The 20,139-nt window shown below is 58.8% G+C and carries 19 protein-coding genes; 11 read left to right on the top strand and 8 right to left on the bottom strand.

Annotation, left to right across the window (positions count from 1 at the left end):
* Window position 1: 1 nt before the first annotated feature.
* Window positions 2-160 (top strand): hypothetical protein, encoded by a 159-nt coding sequence (locus J3348_RS03160; RefSeq protein WP_165852545.1) that lies wholly within the window; start codon window positions 2-4, stop codon window positions 158-160.
* Window positions 161-219: 59 nt separating this feature from the next.
* Here the strand turns inward: J3348_RS03160 and J3348_RS03155 are convergent, their stop codons facing one another.
* The 6 genes from J3348_RS03155 to J3348_RS03130 form a co-directional block, all read right to left on the bottom strand.
* Window positions 220-459: a hypothetical protein gene (locus J3348_RS03155; RefSeq protein WP_207698268.1), complete on the bottom strand. Its 240-nt coding sequence runs from the start codon at window positions 457-459 to the stop codon at window positions 220-222.
* Window positions 460-478: 19 nt separating this feature from the next.
* Window positions 479-958 (bottom strand): YhcH/YjgK/YiaL family protein, encoded by a 480-nt coding sequence (locus J3348_RS03150; RefSeq protein ID WP_207698267.1) that lies wholly within the window; start codon window positions 956-958, stop codon window positions 479-481.
* Window positions 959-1,034: 76 nt separating this feature from the next.
* On the bottom strand, window positions 1,035-1,940 hold the full coding sequence (locus J3348_RS03145) for an SPFH domain-containing protein (RefSeq protein ID WP_005939926.1): 906 nt from the start codon (window positions 1,938-1,940) through the stop codon (window positions 1,035-1,037).
* 50 nt (window positions 1,941-1,990) lie between these two features.
* Window positions 1,991-2,440 (bottom strand): NfeD family protein, encoded by a 450-nt coding sequence (locus J3348_RS03140; RefSeq protein ID WP_120079455.1) that lies wholly within the window; start codon window positions 2,438-2,440, stop codon window positions 1,991-1,993.
* Between the two features lie 257 nt (window positions 2,441-2,697).
* Window positions 2,698-4,554: a glycoside hydrolase family 13 protein gene (locus J3348_RS03135; protein WP_207698266.1), complete on the bottom strand. Its 1,857-nt coding sequence runs from the start codon at window positions 4,552-4,554 to the stop codon at window positions 2,698-2,700.
* Between the two features lie 75 nt (window positions 4,555-4,629).
* Window positions 4,630-7,035 carry a glycogen/starch/alpha-glucan phosphorylase gene (locus tag J3348_RS03130; protein WP_207698265.1) on the bottom strand — a complete coding sequence of 802 codons (2,406 nt, stop codon included), beginning with the start codon at window positions 7,033-7,035 and terminating at the stop codon, window positions 4,630-4,632.
* A gap of 426 nt (window positions 7,036-7,461) precedes the next feature.
* Here J3348_RS03130 and J3348_RS03125 point away from each other — a divergent pair, with 426 nt between their 5' ends.
* The 9 genes from J3348_RS03125 to mgsA all read left to right on the top strand — a co-directional run bounded on the left by J3348_RS03125 (window position 7,462) and on the right by mgsA (window position 16,571).
* Window positions 7,462-7,893 (top strand): cell division protein ZapA, encoded by a 432-nt coding sequence (locus J3348_RS03125; protein ID WP_097774784.1) that lies wholly within the window; start codon window positions 7,462-7,464, stop codon window positions 7,891-7,893.
* Between the two features lie 25 nt (window positions 7,894-7,918).
* A complete protein-coding gene (locus J3348_RS03120) occupies window positions 7,919-9,994 on the top strand; it encodes a U32 family peptidase (protein ID WP_207698264.1) in 2,076 nt (691 codons plus the stop codon).
* 101 nt (window positions 9,995-10,095) lie between these two features.
* On the top strand, window positions 10,096-10,542 hold the full coding sequence (gene dut, locus J3348_RS03115) for a dUTP diphosphatase (RefSeq protein ID WP_207698263.1): 447 nt from the start codon (window positions 10,096-10,098) through the stop codon (window positions 10,540-10,542).
* A 6-nt stretch (window positions 10,543-10,548) separates the two neighbouring features.
* On the top strand, window positions 10,549-11,106 hold the full coding sequence (locus J3348_RS03110; RefSeq protein ID WP_082210837.1) for a Maf family protein: 558 nt from the start codon (window positions 10,549-10,551) through the stop codon (window positions 11,104-11,106).
* A 160-nt stretch (window positions 11,107-11,266) separates the two neighbouring features.
* The gene (locus tag J3348_RS03105) at window positions 11,267-12,289 is read left to right on the top strand and encodes a rod shape-determining protein (protein ID WP_005939954.1); all 1,023 of its coding nucleotides are present in this window, start codon (window positions 11,267-11,269) and stop codon (window positions 12,287-12,289) included.
* Window positions 12,290-12,438: 149 nt separating this feature from the next.
* Window positions 12,439-13,269 (top strand): rod shape-determining protein MreC, encoded by an 831-nt coding sequence (gene mreC, locus J3348_RS03100; RefSeq protein ID WP_101956484.1) that lies wholly within the window; start codon window positions 12,439-12,441, stop codon window positions 13,267-13,269.
* 14 nt (window positions 13,270-13,283) lie between these two features.
* Complete coding sequence (mreD, locus tag J3348_RS03095; protein WP_044953428.1) at window positions 13,284-13,817, top strand: rod shape-determining protein MreD; 534 nt, start codon at window positions 13,284-13,286, stop codon at window positions 13,815-13,817.
* A gap of 19 nt (window positions 13,818-13,836) precedes the next feature.
* A complete protein-coding gene (locus J3348_RS03090; protein ID WP_207698262.1) occupies window positions 13,837-16,020 on the top strand; it encodes a penicillin-binding transpeptidase domain-containing protein in 2,184 nt (727 codons plus the stop codon).
* Between the two features lie 146 nt (window positions 16,021-16,166).
* Window positions 16,167-16,571 (top strand): methylglyoxal synthase, encoded by a 405-nt coding sequence (gene mgsA, locus J3348_RS03085; RefSeq protein ID WP_097781948.1) that lies wholly within the window; start codon window positions 16,167-16,169, stop codon window positions 16,569-16,571.
* A 318-nt stretch (window positions 16,572-16,889) separates the two neighbouring features.
* Here the strand turns inward: mgsA and J3348_RS03080 are convergent, their stop codons facing one another.
* Window positions 16,890-17,420 carry a hypothetical protein gene (locus J3348_RS03080; RefSeq protein WP_097781947.1) on the bottom strand — a complete coding sequence of 177 codons (531 nt, stop codon included), beginning with the start codon at window positions 17,418-17,420 and terminating at the stop codon, window positions 16,890-16,892.
* A complete protein-coding gene (gene rnhA / locus J3348_RS03075; RefSeq protein ID WP_005939979.1) occupies window positions 17,417-17,881 on the bottom strand; it encodes a ribonuclease HI in 465 nt (154 codons plus the stop codon). The genes J3348_RS03080 and rnhA overlap by 4 nt, the downstream gene beginning before the upstream one ends.
* Before the next feature lie 399 nt (window positions 17,882-18,280).
* Here rnhA and J3348_RS03070 point away from each other — a divergent pair, with 399 nt between their 5' ends.
* Complete coding sequence (locus J3348_RS03070) at window positions 18,281-20,107, top strand: ribonuclease J (RefSeq protein ID WP_207698261.1); 1,827 nt, start codon at window positions 18,281-18,283, stop codon at window positions 20,105-20,107.
* Window positions 20,108-20,139: the final 32 nt, after the last annotated feature.

Genomic DNA, 20,139 nt, shown 5'->3' with positions numbered 1-20,139 from the left:
AATGAAGAAAAGTCAGATCGCGGGTATCCTGTTCGGTGTTGCTATGGGCGTTTTGTTCAGCGTGTCGATGGGGACAGTGGGTTTTGTGCTGGGCGCCAGCTTTGCAATTCTGGGCATGGTGATGTTCAAAGGATTGGATGACCCACAGGATAAAAAGTAAGGTGTAAAAAGAGCGACGCCCCTGCAGAAAAAGCTTTTCCTGCAGGGGCGTCGCTGTATTTATTTCTCGGACTCTTCGGCGTTTTTCTGTGCGGCTTCCAGTTCCTCCACCTGCTTTTGCAGGGCGGTGATTTTGTCGTCCATTTTCAGGAACGTCCACACCAGAACAGCCAGCACCACCGCAGGCGGAACCACCATCCACAGGGACTGCTGGCACCAGAGCAGCAGCGAATAGCCGCCGAACACGGTAAAGAGGAACACGGCAAACAGGCTTGCAGCCAGTACAGCAAAAAATCCCATATAAATGCCCTCTCTCGGCTTATTCCTCGGTCTCGTCCTCTTCGTCCGGGTCCAGCTCGATGCTGAACACGGCTTTCTTCAGTTTGCCGCAGCCCTGCGCCTTCAGGCCGGATTTATAGGGCTCTCCGGCCAGATACAGGGCAAACCGCCCCTCGCACAGCATTCCGGCAATGCTGGTGCCTGCGGTACCCACGGTGGTGTCGGTGGCTTCGTCGGTGGGCTTTGTCGGGGTCAGCTCTGCAAGGCTCACCTCAAACAGCTCGCTGCCGTCCAGATCGGTCTCCAGCGTGATGTGGCTGTCGTGGCGCTGGAACAGCGCTTTATCGGAAGTCAGCGGTGTGACGGTGCTCACAGTGACCACAGCCTTTTCGCCGTCGATGCGGGTGCGTCCGGCGGGCAGGGTGGTGATGTCCCGCGCCATGATATACTCAATGACGGTGTCGAGGTTGTCGCTCACGCCCAGATAGTTGGGCAGGTTGTTCAGGGTATCGTAGATCATAGAAGAACTCCTTTATCGTGCAAAACAAGGTTCACCGCCTGCATATAGCACAGACGGTGAACCGGAATTTTAAATTTTATTCTGCGTCCTTCGGGTCGGTCATCAGCTCTTTGATGCTGGGCACCACGCCGCCCAGATTCTGAAGCTCCGAAGGAATGATGATCTTGGTTGCCTTGCCGTTGGCCACCTTGGCCAGAGCTTCCAGACTGCGGATGGCCAGAACCTTATCGCTGGGCATGGCCTCGTTCAACAGGCGGATGGCGTCGGCGTTGGCCTTCTGCACGGCCAGAATGGCCTGTGCTTCGCCCTCGGCTTCCAGAATGCGCTGCTGCTTCACAGCATCCGCGCGCAGGATGGCGGCTTCCTTTTCGCCCTCAGCGGCGGTAATGGCGGCCTGCTTTTCACCGTCGGCTTTCAGGATGACGGCGCGCTTCTCGCGCTCAGCCTTCATCTGTTTCTCCATGGCTTCCTGAATTTCACGCGGCGGGATGATGTTCTTCACCTCCACGCGGTTCACCTTGATGCCCCACTTGTCGGTGGCTTCGTCCAGGATGGCGGTGATCTTGCCGTTGATGACATCGCGGCTGGTCAGGGTGTGGTCCAGCTCCATTTCGCCGATGATGTTGCGCAGGGTGGTGGCGGACAGGCTTTCGATTGCCGCAATGGGCTGGTTGACACCGTAGGTGTAGAGCTTGGCATCCATCACTTGAAAGAACACCACGGTATCGATCTGCATGGTAACGTTATCGCGGGTGATGACTGGCTGAGGGGGAAAGTCTGCCACCTGCTCCTTCAGGCTCACCTTTTTGGCGATGCGCTCGATGAAGGGAATCTTAATGTGCAGGCCTGCCGACCATGTGTCGGAGTAGCTGCCCAGCCGCTCAACGACATACACCTTGGACTGGGGCACGATGACGATATTGGTGATGATCACCAGCAGGACGACAAAGACCAGCGCGAGGATCAGAAAAAACATGACCATAGTGGTTCTCCTTTTTCAGATGGGTGCAACGTTTCAGCGCAGAACGCAGATCACGCTCTGCGGCTTTCGGTCAATACGGGCTCCACGATGAGCAGGGTGCTGTGCAGTTCGGTCACACGGCAGCGCTGCCCGGGGGTGAGAATGTCGCCGGGAGTGGCGCAGCGGGCATTCCAGTCCACGCCGTCCAGTCGCACACGGCCCGGTAGGTCGGCGGTGACGGTGGTCAGCACGGTGGCCTCCCGGCCAAGGTTTCGGTCGCCATTGGTGGGGGTGATTTTCTGGCGCAGCTTTGCAGCCAGCGGCCGGAACGCCAGCAGGCACAGAATGCTTACCACGATGAACACCAGGGCCTGCGCCCGGAACGAATCCGTGAACAGGCAGGTGAGCAGGGCGGCAGCTGCGCCGACGGCGAACCAGACGGAGGTCATGCTGAAGGTGGAAGCCTCCAACAGCAAAAAGCCCACCACGGCAGCCAGCCAGAGAAATGGAACAGGGTTCATGGTTCTCCCTCCTTATGCCCCTATTATAGAGTATCCCCCGGGTGGAAGGTCAAGCGTTTTTTACTGGAACGTTGCGCAGAAAACGAAATAAAGAACAAAATAAATGAAAAGCAGTGCAAGATGTAGTTTGCGGATACGGCCCTTTGTGTGAAAATGCAACAACGGGCGGCCCGCAGGCTGCCCGTTGTTGCGAAAATAAAAGATAAAATTTCCTCTGAATGTGCCCAGAGCGAACGTGGCGGGCATTCAAATCGTTTTTACTTGATATCGTAATAGCTGTGGTTTGGGTTATGCCCGTTCTCCTCCACCACGATGGTAAAGCCCATGGGGTTCACCTCCGTGTGCTTGCCGGAAGCCAGCGGCTCCACGATGATGTGCTCCGAGCGGTTCACGATGACCTCGGCAGTTTCCGCTTCGCCTACGCGCTGGTAGTGCAGGATGCCGTCCTGCGCCCGCAGCACCCGCAGCTCACCGGTGCGGAAGGCCTCGCAGGTGTGGCGCAGCTGCGCCAGCTGGGCAAGCACCGGCTTCAGGCGCTTTTCGTGGCTGTCCCAGCAGAAGAAGGCACGGTTGAAGGGGTCGCGGTAGCCCTGCATCCCGATCTCATCACCGTAGTACAGACAGGGCACGCCGGGCAGCGTGTAGATGATGGCATAGGCCATGCGCAGACGCAGCATCCCTTCCTCATAGGCTTCGCCGGTCACACAGCGGCCGCTCTGCCACTCGCGGCCACGGCCGTTGGCGGGCTCGTCCGCAATGACGGTGAGGGCGCGTTCGGTGTCGTGGGTGGAGAGAAAGTTCAGCGCAGTGTCCATGGCAGGGGCGGGGTAGTGCTCACAGATGGACAGAATTTCGCCCATGGCCTGCTCGGCGGGCTTACCCTTTACAAAGTCCAGCACAGCGTTCTTGAAGGGGTAATTCATCACGCTGTCCAGCCCCTTGCCCAGCAGGTAGGTGCGGCGCTGGCCAAAGCCGTATTTGGTGGTGGCATCCTCCCACACCTCGCCCAGCAGGAACTTCTCCGGGCTGACCCGCTTGACAGCGGCGCGGATCTTTTCAATAAAGTCGTCCGGCAGCTCGTCGGCCACATCCAGACGGAAGCCTGCGGCACCGCGCCGCAGCCATGTGTCAATGACACCGCCCTCGCCGGTGATGAACTCCACATAGGATGGGTTCTCTTCGTTCACCTCGGGCAGGGTCTCGAAGCCCCACCAGCTGCGGTAGCCGCCCTTATACTTGGGGTCAAAATCGTACCAGCTGCGGTAGGGGGAGTTGGGGTCGCGGTAAGCGCCGCCGTCACCATAGCGGCCTTCGCGGTTGAAATAGCGGCTGTCGGAACCGGTGTGGCTGAACACACCGTCCAGCACGATGCCAATGCCGTACTTAGCGGCCTCGCGGCAGAGCACCTCGAACTCCTCGTTGGTGCCCAGCAGCGGGTCTACGTTGAGATAGTCGGCGGTGTTGTAGCGGTGGTTGGAGTGCGCCTCAAAGATGGGGTTGAGGTAAAGGTAGTCCACCCCCATCTCCCGCAGATAGGGCAGCTTGATGCGGATGCCTTCCAAGTCGCCGCCGAAATAGTCCTCGTTCAGGTGGCCGCCGGTCTCATTGGGCTGCCAGAAGGGTTCGGCGTGTTTGTCGGCCTGATACAGCCGGTCCGGGAAAGGCATGGGCTTGTTCTCAATGCCCTCGCAGAACCGGTCCGGGAAGATCTGATAGAACACCTTGCCCTTGATGCACTCCGGGGTCTGGAAACCGGCATCGTAGACGGTGATCTGCCATTTTTCGCCTTCCTGCCAGCTGACAACGCCGCAGTTGTCCGGCCCGCGGTAGATGCGGCGGAAGTCGGTGTAGAGGTCGAAGTAGTAGAAGTACAGGCCCGGGTCATTCAGCGGCAGCTCCACGGAAAAGTGGTTCTGCTGGGGGGTCTGGCCGTCGAACTTCATGCGGTAGTGCACCGGCACGTCATATTTTCCCTCCTTCTGGAGCACCAGATGAGGATCGACATAGCCCAGCTCTTCCGGGATGCACAGGGTCAAACGTACGGTCTGACCGGCCTGCAGTGCGCCAAAGGGCTGCTTGAAATAGGGGTCGTAGCTATTGAACAGACAAGACAAAGCAGGGTCGTCCTTTCTCAAAAAAGCCCCGGCGGGCCAAACGCCGCCGGGGCAGATGGATTTTTTAAGGGAAAATTACTTGCCCATGGGCACCGGGGAAGCGTACCAGATGTCGTGTGCGTAATCCAGCACAGAGCGGTCGGCGCTGAAGATGCCGCTGTTGGCAATGTTCTTCAGGCTCATGTGTGCCCACTTCTCGCGGTCGGCATACAGCTTCTGCAGGTCGGCCTGTGCGCGGCGGTAATCCTTGAAGTCGGCCATGACCATATACGGGTCGCTGCTGCGCAGGTTCTCGGTCACTTCGTGGAAGTTCTCGCCATTCCAGCCGCGCTCCAGGAAGTTCAGAGCGTTGTTGGCAACATCGTCGCCCATGATGAAGGCGTTGGGATGGTAGCCCACCTGCTTGAGGTTGTTCACCTCGGGGGTCAGCATACCGAAGATCAGCTCGTTCTCCTTGCCGGCAGCGTCTGCGATCTCCACGTTTGCGCCGTCCAGAGTGCCCAGAGTGATAGCGCCGTTCAGCATGAACTTCATGTTGCCGGTACCGGAAGCCTCGGTGCCGGCCAGAGAGATCTGCTCAGAGACCTCGGCGGCGGGCATCAGGTGCTCGCTCAGAGAGACGCAGTACTCTTCCAGATAGACCACGCGCAGCTTGTCGCGCACAGCGGGGTCGTTGTTAATGAGGTCGCCCAGCTTGCAGATCATGCGGATCATCTGCTTTGCCATGTAGTAGCCGGGAGCAGCCTTTGCACCGAAGATATAGGTCTTGGGGATGAAGTCGGCGTTGGGGTTCTCCTTCAGGTACAGGTACTGGGCAGCAATGTTCAGCGCGTTCAGGTGCTGGCGCTTATACTCGTGCATACGCTTGACCTGACAGTCAAAGATGGAGTTCGGGTCGATGACCTGACCGGTGCTTTTGGACAGATAGTTGGCAAAGTTCTTCTTGTTTTCCAGCTTGATCTCGTTCAGGCGCTTGAGAACGGTCTTGTCGTTCTCGAACTTGTTCAGCTTGGACAGATCGGAAGCATCATGCTTGTAGCCGTCGCCGATGGTCTCGTCCAGCAGCTTGCACAGGCCGGGGTTAGAGGCCAGCAGCCAGCGGCGGTAAGCGATGCCGTTGGTCACGTTCTTGAAGGCCTGCGGCTTGAACAGGTAGTAATCGTGGAAGACGCTGTCCTTGATGATCTCGCTGTGCAGCTTGGACACGCCGTTGATGCTGTTGGCGGTGTAGGCGCAGATGTTTGCCATGCGCACCTGATTGTCGCCGATCAGTGCCATATAGTCGATCTTGCCCTTGTCGCCGGGGAAGACCTTCTCCAGCTCTGCGCGGGCGCGGCGGTCCATCTCCACCACGATCTGGTAGATGCGGGGCAGGGTCATCTTGAAGATATCCACGTTCCACTTTTCCAGAGCCTCAGCCATGACGGTGTGGTTGGTGTAGGAGAAGACCTTCTGGCAGATGTCGAATGCCTTGTCCCAGCCAAAGCCGCACTCATCCAGCAGAATGCGCATCATCTCGGGGATGGCGAGGGTGGGGTGGGTGTCGTTCAGCTGGATGGCGACCTTGTCAGGCAGGTTCTCGAGGGTCGCATAGCTGGACAGGTGGTTCTGGACGATATCGCCGATGGATGCGGCAGACAGGAAGTACTGCTGGCGCAGGCGCAGGATCTTGCCCTCAACATGGTTATCGTTGGGGTACAGCACCTTAGAGATCAGCTCTGCATTGGCGTTCTTGCTCATTGCAGTGTTGTAGTTGCCAAGAGAGAAGCTGGACATATCAAAGTCCGGGGCCTTTGCCTGCCACAGGCGCAGCTTTGCAACGCCCTTGCCGTCGTAGCCCTGCACATACATATCAGAGGGAACAGCCATGACGCTGTTGTAGTTGGTGTGCTGGATATAATGGAAGCCGTTGTCCCAGTTCTCGTGGATCTCGCCGTCAAAGCGCACTTCCACAGCCTGATCGGGGTGGCTCTTCAGCCAGACCTGACCGCCGGGCAGCCAGTTGTCGGCACGCTCCTGCTGCCAGCCATCCACGATCTTCTGCTTGAAGATGCCGTACTCGTACAGGATGGAGTAGCCGGTGCCGCAGATGCCGGTGGTGGCCATGCCGTCCAGATAGCAGGCAGCCAGACGGCCCAGACCGCCGTTGCCCAGACCTGCATCCGGCTCTTCCTCAAAGATGCTGTCAATATTGATATCAGCATCGGACAGGGCCTTTTTTGCCACCTCGTCCAGACCCAGGTTCAGCAGGCTGGTCTTCAGGCTGCGGCCCATCAGGAACTCCATGCACAGATAATACACCTGCTTGGTGCCGGTGCCAATGGCCTTGGACTGGAACTTCTTGTGGTTCTCACTCATCATCTGGCGGCAGATCAGAGCCAGAGAGCGGTAGATCTGCTGGTTGGAAGCAACGCTCAGCTCTACGCCGTACTCGCTGGTGAGCTTGTCCTGAAGAAGTTTACCGAATTCTTTCGATGTCATAAAGGTACTCCTATCCGCATAAGTTTTCAGCTTTGCTAAAATAATTGAAATAATTGGCGCCTGCAGGCACTTTCCCTCACTTGCTCTGCCGCCAACATAACAAAGATATTATAATATGGCAGAATGACAAATGCAAGGAATCAGGGGATTTTTTCCGTAACTGACATTTTTTTATTGAACTTTCTGATAAATATGCCAAAATTTCAAAAAATACACTTTTTCTTGATGCTTATTTATATTATAATAGGGAGAGAAAGCTGTGTTCCGAAACATTTTCGGGGACAAACTCCGGGAGAAATGTGCCGGGTAACTCGCCCGGCGGGTGACAAGACACCAAAACGGTACCGGGAACGGTGCCGCTTCCTGGCAAAAATCAGAAGATCACTGCCCGCTGCGGGCAGAAAAGGATAAAAAGGGGAAACAGATATGGTCAACAAGGTACGGGTGAACATTGCAGGTACGCCGTATGCCATTGCTACGACGGACCCGGAAAAATATATTTTGTCGCTGGCGAAAAAGCTGGATGAAGACATCACCAAGCTTTTGGACGATAATGCGAATCTTTCGGTGACGAAGGCGGCGGTGTTCTGCGCCATGGATTATCTGGACGAATACCGCAAGAGCACCGGCAGTGCTGAGAATATGCGCAGCCAGATCCAGGATTACATTGCGGATGCCACCCGCGCAAAGCTGGCGGAAGATAAGGTCAAAGCAGAGAATGAGGTGCTGCGGCGGGAAGCTGCCGCCCTGCGCGAACAGCTGGAAAAGATGCGCAATAAGGAAGCCCGGCGCGAGGAGCGCGCCCAGCAGGCGGCACAGCAGTCTGCTGCCGAGGGCGAAGCGGACAAGGCGGAATAAGCCGTTTACAGGATAAAGGAGAAGTATGTCAAAGATCGAGATCCTTGCCCCGGTGGGCAACGAAGAAATGCTGCGTGCCGCTGTATTCAGCGGTGCCGACGCAGTGTATCTGGGTTTTTCGGGTTTCAATGCCCGCACCAGTGCCAACAATTTTAACGCGGATACGCTGAAAGATGCGGTCGCCTTCTGCCATGCGCGGGGCGTGGCTGTGCATGTGGCGCTGAACACCACCGTCTATGGCGGCGAGCTGCCCGCGCTGGAACAGGCCATCCGTGCCGTTGCAGCCAGCGGTGCCGATGCGGTCATCTGTCAGGATCTGGCAGTGGCAACGCTGATCGGTAAAATTGCACCGCAGCTGCCGCGCCACGGCTCCACCCAGATGAGCGTGCACAGCCTGCAGGGTGCGCTGGAGCTCAAGGAGCTGGGCTTCACCCGCGTGGTGCTGGCCCGTGAGCTGAGCATGCCCGAGGTGGAGCATATCACAAAGCACTGCGGCATCGAGACCGAGTGCTTCGTGCACGGCGCGCTGTGCATGTGCGTCAGCGGCCAGTGCTACATGTCGGCCTTTCTGGGCGGACGCAGCGGCAACCGCGGTTCCTGTGCCGGCCCGTGCCGCCTGCCGTTTGAGGCAAATGCCCTGCCGGAGGGCAAGCCGGGCCGCCTGCACCACCTGTCCTTAAAGGATAATTCGGTCATTGATAAGCTGGACAAGCTGCAGGCGCTTGGCGTGGCATCGGCAAAAATCGAGGGCCGTCTGCGCACGCCGGAGTATGTGGCGGCGGCAGTCAGCGCCTGTCTTGCAGGCCGCGAGGGCCGCGCCTACGACCGCGACCTGTTGAAGAATGCTTTCAGCCGTTCCGGCTTCACCTCCGGCTATCTGGATGGAAAGATCGACGGCACCATGTTCGGCGTGCGCAGTGAAGCAGATGCCGAGCAGACCAAAAAGACCCTGCCCATGCTGCGGGAGCTTTACCGCCGTGAGCGCAGCCGCGTGCCGGTAAAGATGAAACTGGAAATTGAAGAGGGCGGCGAAAAGCTCACTGTCACCGATGCAGACGGCAGCAAGGCCTTTGCCTATGGGGATGCAGAGCCGCAGCCTGCCCGTACTGATCCCACCGAAAGCCTGCACCGCAGCCTTGCCAAGACCGGCGGCACGCCTTTTGCGGTGGAAGATCAGGATATTACCGTGGAAATGGACGGCGGGCCGTGGTTTATCCCGGGCGGTGCGGTGAACGAGCTGCGCCGGGAAGCGCTGGATGCCCTGCTCAAAAAGCGGGAAGTGCTGCGCCCGTGGCCCACCACCGAGGAGCATGTGCCTGCCCTGCCGCTGCGCACCCTGCCGCCTCACCGTACCCTGCGTGCCCGGTTTGAGAGCTGGGAGCAGGTGCCGGAGCGGGCGCTTGACGGCATCGAGTATCTCATCCTGCCCATTGCGCAGGCCGACCGCGTGCCCCGGGAATGGCGGGCAAAGACCCTTTTGGAACTGCCCCGGGTCATGTTTGGCAAGCTGGAAGAGGATACCGCCCGCCGCATCGCGGCCACGCAGGACGCCGGTTTTGCAGGCTATGAGGTGAGCAATATCGCCCACCTGCGCCTGTGCCGGGGCCTGCCCATGAGCGGCAGCTTTGGCCTGAACATCACGAACCAGCTGGCCGCGCAGTTCTACGCGGACAACGGCCTTGGCTCCATGCTCATCCTGCCCGAGGTGAAGGACAGCGACATCAGCACCATTGCGCCCACCCATAACGGCAGGCCGGTGCCCACCGGCGTGCTGGTGTACGGCCATATGCCGCTGATGGTCACCCGTGCCTGCCCGCTGCAGAACATCCACGACTGCGCCCACTGCGATAAGACCGGTGTGCTGACCGACCGCAAGGCCAAGAAGTTCCCAGTGCGGTGCGGCCTTGGTGTGCGCACCATCTATAACCCTGTACCTATCTATATGGGGGATAAGCCGGGCGCTTTGACGGTGGACTACGGTGTGGCTTACTTCACACTGGAAAGCCGGGAGGAAGCGGCCAAAATTCTGGAGATGATCCGCACCCATGCACCCTTTGAAGGTGATTTTACCCGTGGGTTGTATTTTAAAGGTACGAACTGAAACTCCTTCCGTCATTGCTGACGCAATGCCACCTCCCTGAGGGAGCTGTCGAGCGTATGCGAGACTGAAGGAGTTGCTATAAAATCAAAACGAGGTATACTATGGAACCCATCACAGTAAAATATAAGGTATTGGACACCCGTGCCAAGGTGCCCTCTTACGCAACCCCCGGCTCTGCTGCAGCCGACCTGTGCGCCGTACTGGACACGCCGCTCACCCTTGCCCCCATGGAGCGGGCACTGGTGCCCACCGGCCTTGCCATCGAGCTGCCCGGCCCCCACAGCGTGGCACTGGTGTACGCCCGCAGCGGCCTTTCCATCAAGCACGGCCTGTGCATGGCCAACGGCGTGGGTGTGGTGGACAGCGATTACCGCGGCGAGCTGAAGGTGCCCATGGTCAATCTGGGCAGGGAAGCCTACACCATTCAGCCCGGTGAGCGTGTGGCCCAGCTGTGCATCGCACCGGTGTACACCGCTGCCTTTGTGCCTGCCGAAGAGCTGGGCGATACCCAGCGCGGCGAGGGCGGCTTTGGCTCTACCGGAAAGTGAGATGGAATCATGAACCTGATCTTAGCTTCCGGCAGCCCGCGCAGGCGGGAGCTGCTCTCCTTATATACCACCAATTTCACCGTCTGCGTCAGTGACTTTGACGAAAGTGCGGTGCAGGCCGCTACGCCTGCCCATCTGGTGGAACAGCTGGCCCGAGGCAAGTGCCTTGCTGTTTCGGCCCAGCACCCGGGCGCTGTGGTCATCGGCTGTGATACGGTGGTGGATGTGAACGGCGAGGTGTTCGGCAAGCCCCACAGCGAAGAGGACGCAAAGCGGATGCTGCGCGCCCTTTCCGGTGCTACCCACGAGGTGCACACCGGCGTGTGCATCTCGGACGGTGCGCGCACTGAAAGCTTTGTGGACAGCTGCCGCGTTACCTTCTTCCCGCTGGGTGAAGAGGAGATCGACTTCTACGCTTCCACCGCCGAACCCTACGATAAAGCCGGTGCCTATGCCATTCAGGGACGGGCGGCCCTCTGGCTGGACCGTATCGAGGGCGACTACTACACCATCATGGGTCTGCCGGTGAGCCGCACCGTACAGCTGCTGGCACATTTTGTGTGATAAAACTGGAAAAAACGAAGAAAACTTGCGCAAACGCTTGAGAAATCATTGCCTTGCGGCTATAATAGAACTGTGTTATTCTGCGCAAAGGCGGCACAAAAGGGCTGCCGGATGTTCTGGCGCTATAGATAAAATGGGAAGCATAAGGAGAATTTTTACAATGGGCCTGTTTTCTAAAGATGTAGGTATCGATCTGGGTACCGCAAATACTCTGGTATATATGAAGGGCAAGGGCATCATCATGCGGGAGCCTTCGGTCGTGGCTGTGGATACCAAGACCGACGAGGTGCGCTGTGTGGGTGCCGAGGCAAAGGCTGTCATTGGCCGTACCCCCGGCAGCATCGTGGCTGTGCGTCCGCTGAAGGATGGCGTGATCGCTGACTTTGACATCACCACCAACATGCTGGAAAATTTCCTCAAGAAGGCATGCGGCAACAGCATGTTCTCCCGCCCCCGCGTGGTCATCTGCATCCCGTCCGGCGTTACCGAGGTGGAGCGCCGCGCTGTGCGCGAAGCTACCCTGAAGGCCGGTGCCCGTCAGGTGTCCGTCATTGAGGAACCCATGGCAGCAGCCATCGGTGCGGGCCTGCCCATCAGCGAGCCTACCGGCAGCATGATCGTGGATATCGGCGGCGGCACGGCTGAGATCGCTGTGATCTCTCTGGGCGGCATCGTGGCCTCCCGCAGCGTGCGCATGGCAGGCGATATGTTCGATCAGGCCATCATCGCCTTCATCAAGCGCAAGTACAACCTGCTGATCGGTGAGCGCACCGCAGAGCAGATCAAGATCGAGATCGGCTCCGCCTATGCGCTGGACCCCGAAATGACCATGGAGATCAAGGGCCGTAACCTCGTGGACGGCCTGCCCAAGAACATCGTCGTCCACTCTGAGGATGTGCGCGAAGCTCTGCTGGAATGCCTGGTCAAGATCACCAGCGCCATCAAGGAAACGCTGGAGCGCACCCCGCCGGAGCTGAGTGCGGATATCATCGACCGCGGCATCACCCTGACCGGCGGCGGCGCACTGCTGCGCGGTCTGGATCAGCTGATCCAAAGCGAGACCGGCATCGACGTACACATTGCGGAAGACCCGCTGGACTGCGTGGCCAAGGGTGCCGGTGCGGTGCTGGATCATGTGGATGTCCTGCATGACGTGCTGGACACCGACGGCGGCCACATGTAACACGGGCAAGGCCCACACTTGCGGAAAAAGGCTCTTTTGCGCAGCGTCTGCGCTGATTTCCGCTGCAAACAATGTCTCTTGCGCGGATGGCAGGGCTGTCCGCGCTTTTCTTATGGCATGGCATCCACCCGAAACAGGAGGGTACTCCCTTGAAGGATTTTTTTGACACATGGAAATTTAAGATACTGGTAGCCGTGGCGGTGTTTCTGGTGGGCATCATGGCCTATGCCGGTGCCAACGGACGGCTGACTGCTGCCCCGCAGGAACTGCTGGGCGTGGTGCTGATGCCGCTCCAGAAGGTCACATCGGCACTGAGCGGCGGCATTGGCTCGGTGTGGGAAAAATACACCAGCATCGATGAGGTCATGGAACAGAACGAACAGCTGGAAGCGGAGAATGCTGAGCTGCGCCAGCAGATCGTGGACTATGACCGCATCAAGGCGGAAAACGAAGCCTACAAGGCGCTGGCCCGCATTCAGGATTCCAACACCGAAGCAAGCTATATTTCTGCCTTTGTGATCGGTCGCGACCCGCTGGATGAGTTCGGAGGCTTTACGCTGGACTGCGGCACGGTGAACGGCGCAGCCGTGAACGATGCCGTGATCAGCGATAAGGGCTATCTGATCGGCATGGTGGTGGAAGCCGATACCACCAGCTGCAAGGTGATGACCATTCTGCACCCCAGCTTCAGCGCTGCGGGCGTGGTATCCCGCACGCGGGAAAACGGCATTATCAATGGCAGCACCGATTATGCCGGTGACGGCCTGTGCGTGCTGACCAATCTGGAACGCGCCACTGAGACGAAGATGGGCGATCAGGTGATCACCACCGGTCTTGGAGGAGTGTTCCCGCCGGATCTGCTGGTGGGAACCGTGCAGAAGGTGGAGCCGGAAGTCAGCGGCAAATCTTCCATTGCAGTGGTGCGCCCGGGTGCAGACCCGCGCACGGTCAAGCACGTATTCGTTATTACCGACTATTAAGGGGGCGCATTTGTATGGAATCACGCCGCATGCGCAGCCGCAGCCAGATCCTGAAATGGGTCTGCTACGCGGTGGCACTGTTTGTGTGCGCGGCACTGCAGACGACCCCCGGCCTGCTCCAGCTGGGGCAGGCAAAGCCGCTGTTCATTCTGCCGCTGTGTCTGGCTGTGGCCGTGTATGAAGGCGAGTTTGCAGGTGCGCTGTTTGGTGCCGTGAGCGGCCTTTTGTGGGACTACACCGCCGGGCGCACCGTGGGTATGCTGGCGCTGGAACTGCTGTTGCTCTGCTTTGCGCTTTCGGTGCTGGTTCAGGTGTATCTGCAGGGCAGCACATGGAACTTTGCGCTCATCAGCACCGGCACGGCCCTTGTAGTGCTCTCGCTGGACTGGCTGTTCTTCTACTACATGCCCGGCTACAGCTGGGCGCTGAGCCGCTGGCTGACCTTTGTGCTGCCTTCGGCCATGATGACGCTGGTGCCGTCGCTGATGCTGTTCAGTCTGGTGCGGCACATTTACAGCGCATTTAAAATCGACAACGGCGTAGTCTGAACCGCCGGAGGAAACGCGGATGAACCAAAACGAACGAAAAACCGTTGCGCGCCGGATGATCCTGCTCATTGCAGTGGCATGTGTTATCATGGGCCTGTACGTGATGCGGCTGATCTTTCTGCAGCTGGTCAACGGCGACGACTTCAAGGCCAAGGCCACCAACACCACCGACTATAACTTTACGGTCACGGCGGCCCGCGGCGATATCGTGGACAGCGCCGGGCGGCGCATTGCCACCACAACCACCAGCTACAATGTGGTTCTCAACAAACTGCTGATGGGCGACCGGGATCTGGACACCATGCTGCAGCAGATCGTGGAGCTGCTGCGTGCGAACGGCGAGAGCTGGAATGATACGCTGCTGATCGGTCAGGCGGACGCAGCAGGCAATTACGCCTTTACGGACGATGACACGTCCACCAGCGACCAGAAGCAGCTGGCAGACATGAAGGAAACGCTTGGTCTGCAGCAGTACGCCACCGCCAACGATGTAATGGAAATGCTGGTGGAAAAGAACGATCTGCAGGATTTTTCGCCGGAATGGCAGCGTGTGCTGGCCGGCATCCACTACGAGATGGACCGGCAGGCGTTCTCCAATGTGAACAATTTTGTCATGGCGGAGAACGTGAGCACCCTCGCGGTGGCCACCATCAAGGAGCACAGCCTGCAGCTGCCAGGTGTGGAGATCGTGGAAACCAGCGCCCGCAGCTACGACCAGAGCGATATCATCCCAGCGGTGCTGGGCCGTGTGGGCAAGATCACGGCGGAAAAGTGGAAGGTGACCGATTCCAACGGTCAGGTGACCTATCCGCTGCGGGAAAAAGGCTATAACATGAACGATGTTCTGGGCATTTCTGGTCTGGAATCCGTTTATGAGGACGAGCTGCGCGGCAAGGACGGCGTGGAGACCATCACCCGCAATTCGGACGGCGTGATCGTGGATACAAAGCTCACCACTGTGCCGGAGCCGGGCCATACCGTGCAGCTGACCATTGACAGCAACTTCCAGCGTGCCGTGGACAAGGCACTGGCGGACAACATTGATATGATCAACCGCGTGTACAATACCGGCACCATGAAAGCTGCCGCCGGTGCGGTGGTGGTGCTGGATGTGAAGGACGGCAGTGTGCTGGCTGCTTCCAACTATCCCAGCTATGACCAGAACCTGTATGCCGCTAACTACAGCGAGTACAGCTCCGACCCGAGCCTGCCGCTGTTCAACCGCGCATTGCAGGGCCTGTATACGCCGGGTTCTACCTTCAAGCCCGCCGTGGCGGTGGCTGCACTGGACAGCGGCCTCATCAACCAGTATTCTACCGTTTACTGCAACGGCGTGTACAACTACTTCAAGGATTACCACCCCCGCTGTACCCGCCATGGCCACAGCGGCAACATCGATGTGGTAACGGCCATCAAGTGGAGCTGCAACATCTTCTTCTATGATGTTGGCCGCCGCCTGACCAGTGATGTGTACGATGCCTATGCCTACAAGCTGGGTCTTGGCCAGCGCACCGGTGTGGAGGTGGGCGAGGCCGTGGGCCGTCTGACCACCAAGAGCGACTCCAACTATACGGCATCGCTGGATGTGCAGGCCGCCATCGGTCAGGGCAACACCGTCGTCACCCCCGTCCAGCTGGCAACTTACGCCGGCACGCTAGCCAACCGGGGCGTGCGCTACCGCACCCACTTCGTCAAGGCCATCCTCGACACCAACACCGGCAAAGTCCTGCAGGAGACCCAGCCCGAGGTGATGGACGTCATCGAGGACCGGGGCGACACCTTCGACCTCGTGCGGCAGGGTATGATCGGAGTGTCGGAGACGATGTCGGGCCTGAAAAACTACCCCGTCACCATCGCCTGCAAGACCGGCACCCCTCAGCGCAGCGAGACGTACTACGTCGGCAGCACCCGCAAGCATTACACCAACACCACGATGATCGCCTACGGCCCGGCAGAGGACGCTGAGATCGCCCTCGGCATCGTCATTGAGTACGGCGGCGGCGGCGCCCGCGCCGGCAACCTCGTGGCCGACATCTTCGACGCCTACTACGCCATGAAGGACGGCAGCCTGACGCTGGACGAGACAGGAGCAGGCGAGACGGCGGACACGACAGCCGACGGGCAGGATGCTGTGCCGGAGACTGTGGAAAACAACGACGCCCTTGCAGACGACACCGCTCCCGCAGAACAGCCCGCCGTCTGAGCGATGGTGCGTGGATTTGGCAGAAATCTATGAAAAATTGGAACTTTTGCCCGAAAAACAGTTGTAAAAAGACAGAAACTGTGATACTATGATATGTGCAAGATGATTGCCCCGGACAGGGGCGTGGGAAAAGGAGAGGTTGACCGATGACGATTGCACTGATTGCGCATGACTCCAAAAAAGAGCTGATGGTACAGTTCTGTACGGCGTACTGCCGGATTTTGAGCCAGCATAAATTGGTGGCAACCGGTACGACCGGCAAGATGATCGCCGAAGCCACCGGCCTGCAGGTGCAGCGCTTTCTGGCGGGCGTACAGGGCGGCGACCAGCAGATCGCGTCCCGCATCGCCTGCAATGAGATCGACCTGTTGCTGTTCTTCCGTGATCCCATCAACGCAAAGCCCAGCGAACCCAACGAAATGACGCTGCTGCGCCTGTGCGATGTGCACAACATCCCCATGGCCACCAACATTGCCACGGCAGAAGTGCTCATCCACGGCTTGGAGCGCGGCGATCTGGATTGGCGCGATATCGTGCATCCCCAGAACTGACAAAACGATTTGGAATGGCTCTGCGTGCGCTGCGCCATATTCAGCGGAAACTATATTGATAATGCGAAAATCGGGAGCATCTGCGGATGTTCCCGATTTTCATTTTCACGGGAATGGGGTCCGGACCGCAGAATGCATTTCTGCCGCCGTGCGGCTGTTTCCGCAGGAAGCAAAAACAGCAGATGCCGTGTGCCGCAGCGGCCTTGCCTGTGAAAAAAGAATTCCGGAAAATCCGCAGATTTTCCGGAATTCTAATATAAAAATAATGTTTCCGCTGAATATGGCCAGAGTGCAACGGAGGCCATTTGAAACGTACGGTTAAACTTTAAAATCCTCGGCCATCTCCGCCACATCTTCCGGGGCAAAATCGCCCAGCGGCAAGATCAGCCGTGCCAGCGTTTCCTGCGGCAGAGCTGCAAGAATCGTGCTGTCATCACTGCCGGTGCCTGCGGGCGGGCAGACGGTGTGCACGCCGTCTGCACCGGTCTCCACCCGGGCACGGTGAGCGGTTGCCACATATTGCATCCCAAGCTTGTCTGCAGCCGTCAGCAGAGCGGCAAACAGCGGCGTGCCGCCTTCGCCCAGAACGTCTGCGTCCTGCCCGGCCAGTGCTTCGGCGTTCAGCACGATGCACTCGATGCCAAGGGCCTCTGCTGCCTTTTTGGCGCTTTCCGCATCGGCGGTCTGTTCTGCTGCCAGCCGCACGGCAGCGCCCGCCACGGCAAAGCCCTGCTGCTGTAAAATGCGCACAGCTACGGCGCATTCTCTGCTGCCGTCCATCTGCACCAGAACCTTATCCTGACTCTCGTAGGTGTCGAACCCACTGCCGGGCAAAAATGTGTCGCTCATGTTCCCTGCCTCCCGCCATGTGCTTTGCTTTGGGCCACGGCCAGCTGGTCGCAGCGTTCGTTCTCCGGGTGGCCTGCGTGGCCCTTGACCCAGACATAGGTGATCTTGTGCCGGGCTTCCTGCTCCAGTGCCTGTGCCCAGAGATCCGGGTTCAGGGCGGGGGAGCCATCTGCTTTTTTCCAGCCCCGGCGCTGCCAGTTTTTGGCCCAGCCCTTCTGAAGCCCGTTGATGACATACTGGCTGTCGGAGCACAGCCGTACCTCGCACGGCTCCTTGAGCTGGCGCAGTGCTTCGATAAAGGCTGTCAGCTCCATGCGGTTGTTGGTGGTGCTGTCGTCGCCGCCGCTCAGCTCTTTCTCGTAAACTTTGCCGTTAAAACGGTAGCGCAGCACGGCACCCCAGCCGCCCGGGCCGGGATTGCCGCTGCATGCGCCGTCGGTGTACACTTCGACCTGCTTCATGCGGTTCTCCTTCTAAAATGAGTTGCTTCTATTTAGCGCTATTTTCCGGCTTCTGTCAAGTGCGAATGTATATTCCGTGCCGGAGCTGCCAAACCTTGGAATTGACAAAAACGCCGGGAAATACTATACTTATCCTAACAAAATGCGTATAGGGGCGCACCGCAGGCGTGTGCCCGGGCGTTCCAACAGAAAAGCCACGGTCGCATCGAGCAGATGGACCTATCTGGCACAAAACCTCTTACGGAACAGGCAGCGGTTTGCAAAAAACACGCTGAGAAATAAATTCTATACGGTGCATCCAACGGAAGCCGATGCGATTTTTCAAGGTGCTTCCCATGCACAGCGCGGCTGTTTCCACAAGCGGGGACGGCCTGCGCTGTAATTATTTTGGAGGTCAGAATGGCACAGTCGAAAGAAAATACCAATAATTCCGCACGCAGCAAGGCAGCAGCAGCTGCTCAGAGCACCGGCGCACCCGCCGCGCAGACGGGCGAAAAGCGCCCCCGCACCACCCGCCGCCCTTATTATAACCGTCGGCCCCGCCGCCCGCAGCAGCCCAGAGAGGCCGCTGTGCCCATCCACATCTATCCGTTGGGTGGTCTGGGCGAAGTGGGCAAGAACATGACCGTGTACGAGTGCAACGGCGACATGATCATCGTGGACTGCGGCCTTGTGTTCCCGGACAGCGACATGTACGGCGTGGATATGGTCATCCCGGATTTCACTTTTGTGGTGCAGAACAAGGATAAGATCAAGGGCCTGCTCATCACCCACGGCCACGAAGACCACATCGGCAGCATCCCGTATCTGCTGCAGAAATTTGATCTGCCCATCTATGGCACCCGCCTGACCTGCGGCCTGATCCGCAACAAGCTGGAGGAGTTCGGTCTGGCAGGCAGGACCAAGTTCGTGGAGATCACCCCCAGACAGAAGATCAAGCTGGGCTGCTTTACCATTGAGCCCATCCATGTGAACCACTCCATCCCGGATGCGGTGGCCTTTGCCATCGACAGCCCGGCTGGCACCATCATCCAGACCGGCGACTTCAAGATCGATTACACTCCGCTGGCCTGCGGCGTCACCGACCTGTCCACACTGGCCGAGTACGGTCAGCGCGGCGTGCTGGCCCTGCTGAGTGATTCCACCAACTCCGAGCGCCCGGGCTTTACCGCCACCGAGCAGAAGGTGGCTGCAGGCGTGCGCAATCTGTTCGCCCGTGCCCGCAACAAGCGGATCATCATTGCCACCTTTGCTTCCAACATCTACCGCGTGCAGCAGATCATCGATCTGGCTGTGGAGGATGGCCGCAAGGTGGCATTCAGCGGCCGCAGCATGGTGAACAACACCGCCATGGCGCAGGAGCTGGGCTATATGCACATCCCGGAGGGCACCCTCATCAGCGTGGATGAGCTGAACCAGTATCCTCCGGAGCAGGTAGTGCTCATTACCACCGGCAGCCAGGGCGAACCCTTGAGTGCCCTTTCCCGTATGGCATCCTGCAGCCACCGTCAGGTGCGCGTGGGCCCCGGCGACTTCATTATCATTTCGGCAAATCCCATTCCCGGCAACGAGAAGAGCGTGACCAAGATCGTCAACGGTCTGCTGTTGCTGGGTGCAGAGGTCATTTACGAGAGCATGTACGATGTGCATGTTTCCGGCCACGCCTGTCAGGAAGAACAGAAGCTCATGCTCACCCTGACGAAGCCCAAGTACTTCCTTCCGGTGCACGGCGAGTACAAGCAGCTCAAAAAGCACGCCCTCACCGCTGCCAGCCTTGGCATCCCCACCAGCAACATCCTCATTGCGGAGAATGGCTCCAATGTCGTCCTCAGTCAGGATGAGATGAAGCTGGGCGAGCCGGTGACTGCCGGTGCCGTCATGGTGGACGGTCTGGGCGTGGGCGATGTGGGAAATGTGGTCCTGCGCGACCGCAAGCACCTGTCCGAGGACGGTCTGGTCATCATTGTGGCCACCGTGGACAGCAAGACCGGCAAGGTGCTGGCCGGCCCGGACCTTGTGAGCCGTGGCTTTGTGTATGTGCGCGAGAACGAGAGCCTGATGGACGGTGCACAGAGCATCGTGGAAAATGCGCTGGACCGCTGCGTGGATGAACATGTGCGCGACTGGAACAGCGTCAAGACCCGCGTGCGCGAGGCACTGAGCAGCTATATCTATCGGCGCACCAAGCGCAGCCCGATGATCCTTCCCATCCTGATGGAGGTCTGATCCGGGCACGCTGCCGCAAACAATGCGGCGGA

It is taken from the genome of Faecalibacterium sp. Marseille-Q4896, assembly GCF_017377615.1.
In the GTDB taxonomy this organism is placed as follows: Bacteria; Bacillota; Clostridia; order Oscillospirales; family Ruminococcaceae; genus Faecalibacterium; species Faecalibacterium taiwanense.
The sequence above is the reverse complement of the archived record's forward strand: the minus strand, read 5'-3'. Positions and strand labels throughout refer to the sequence as shown.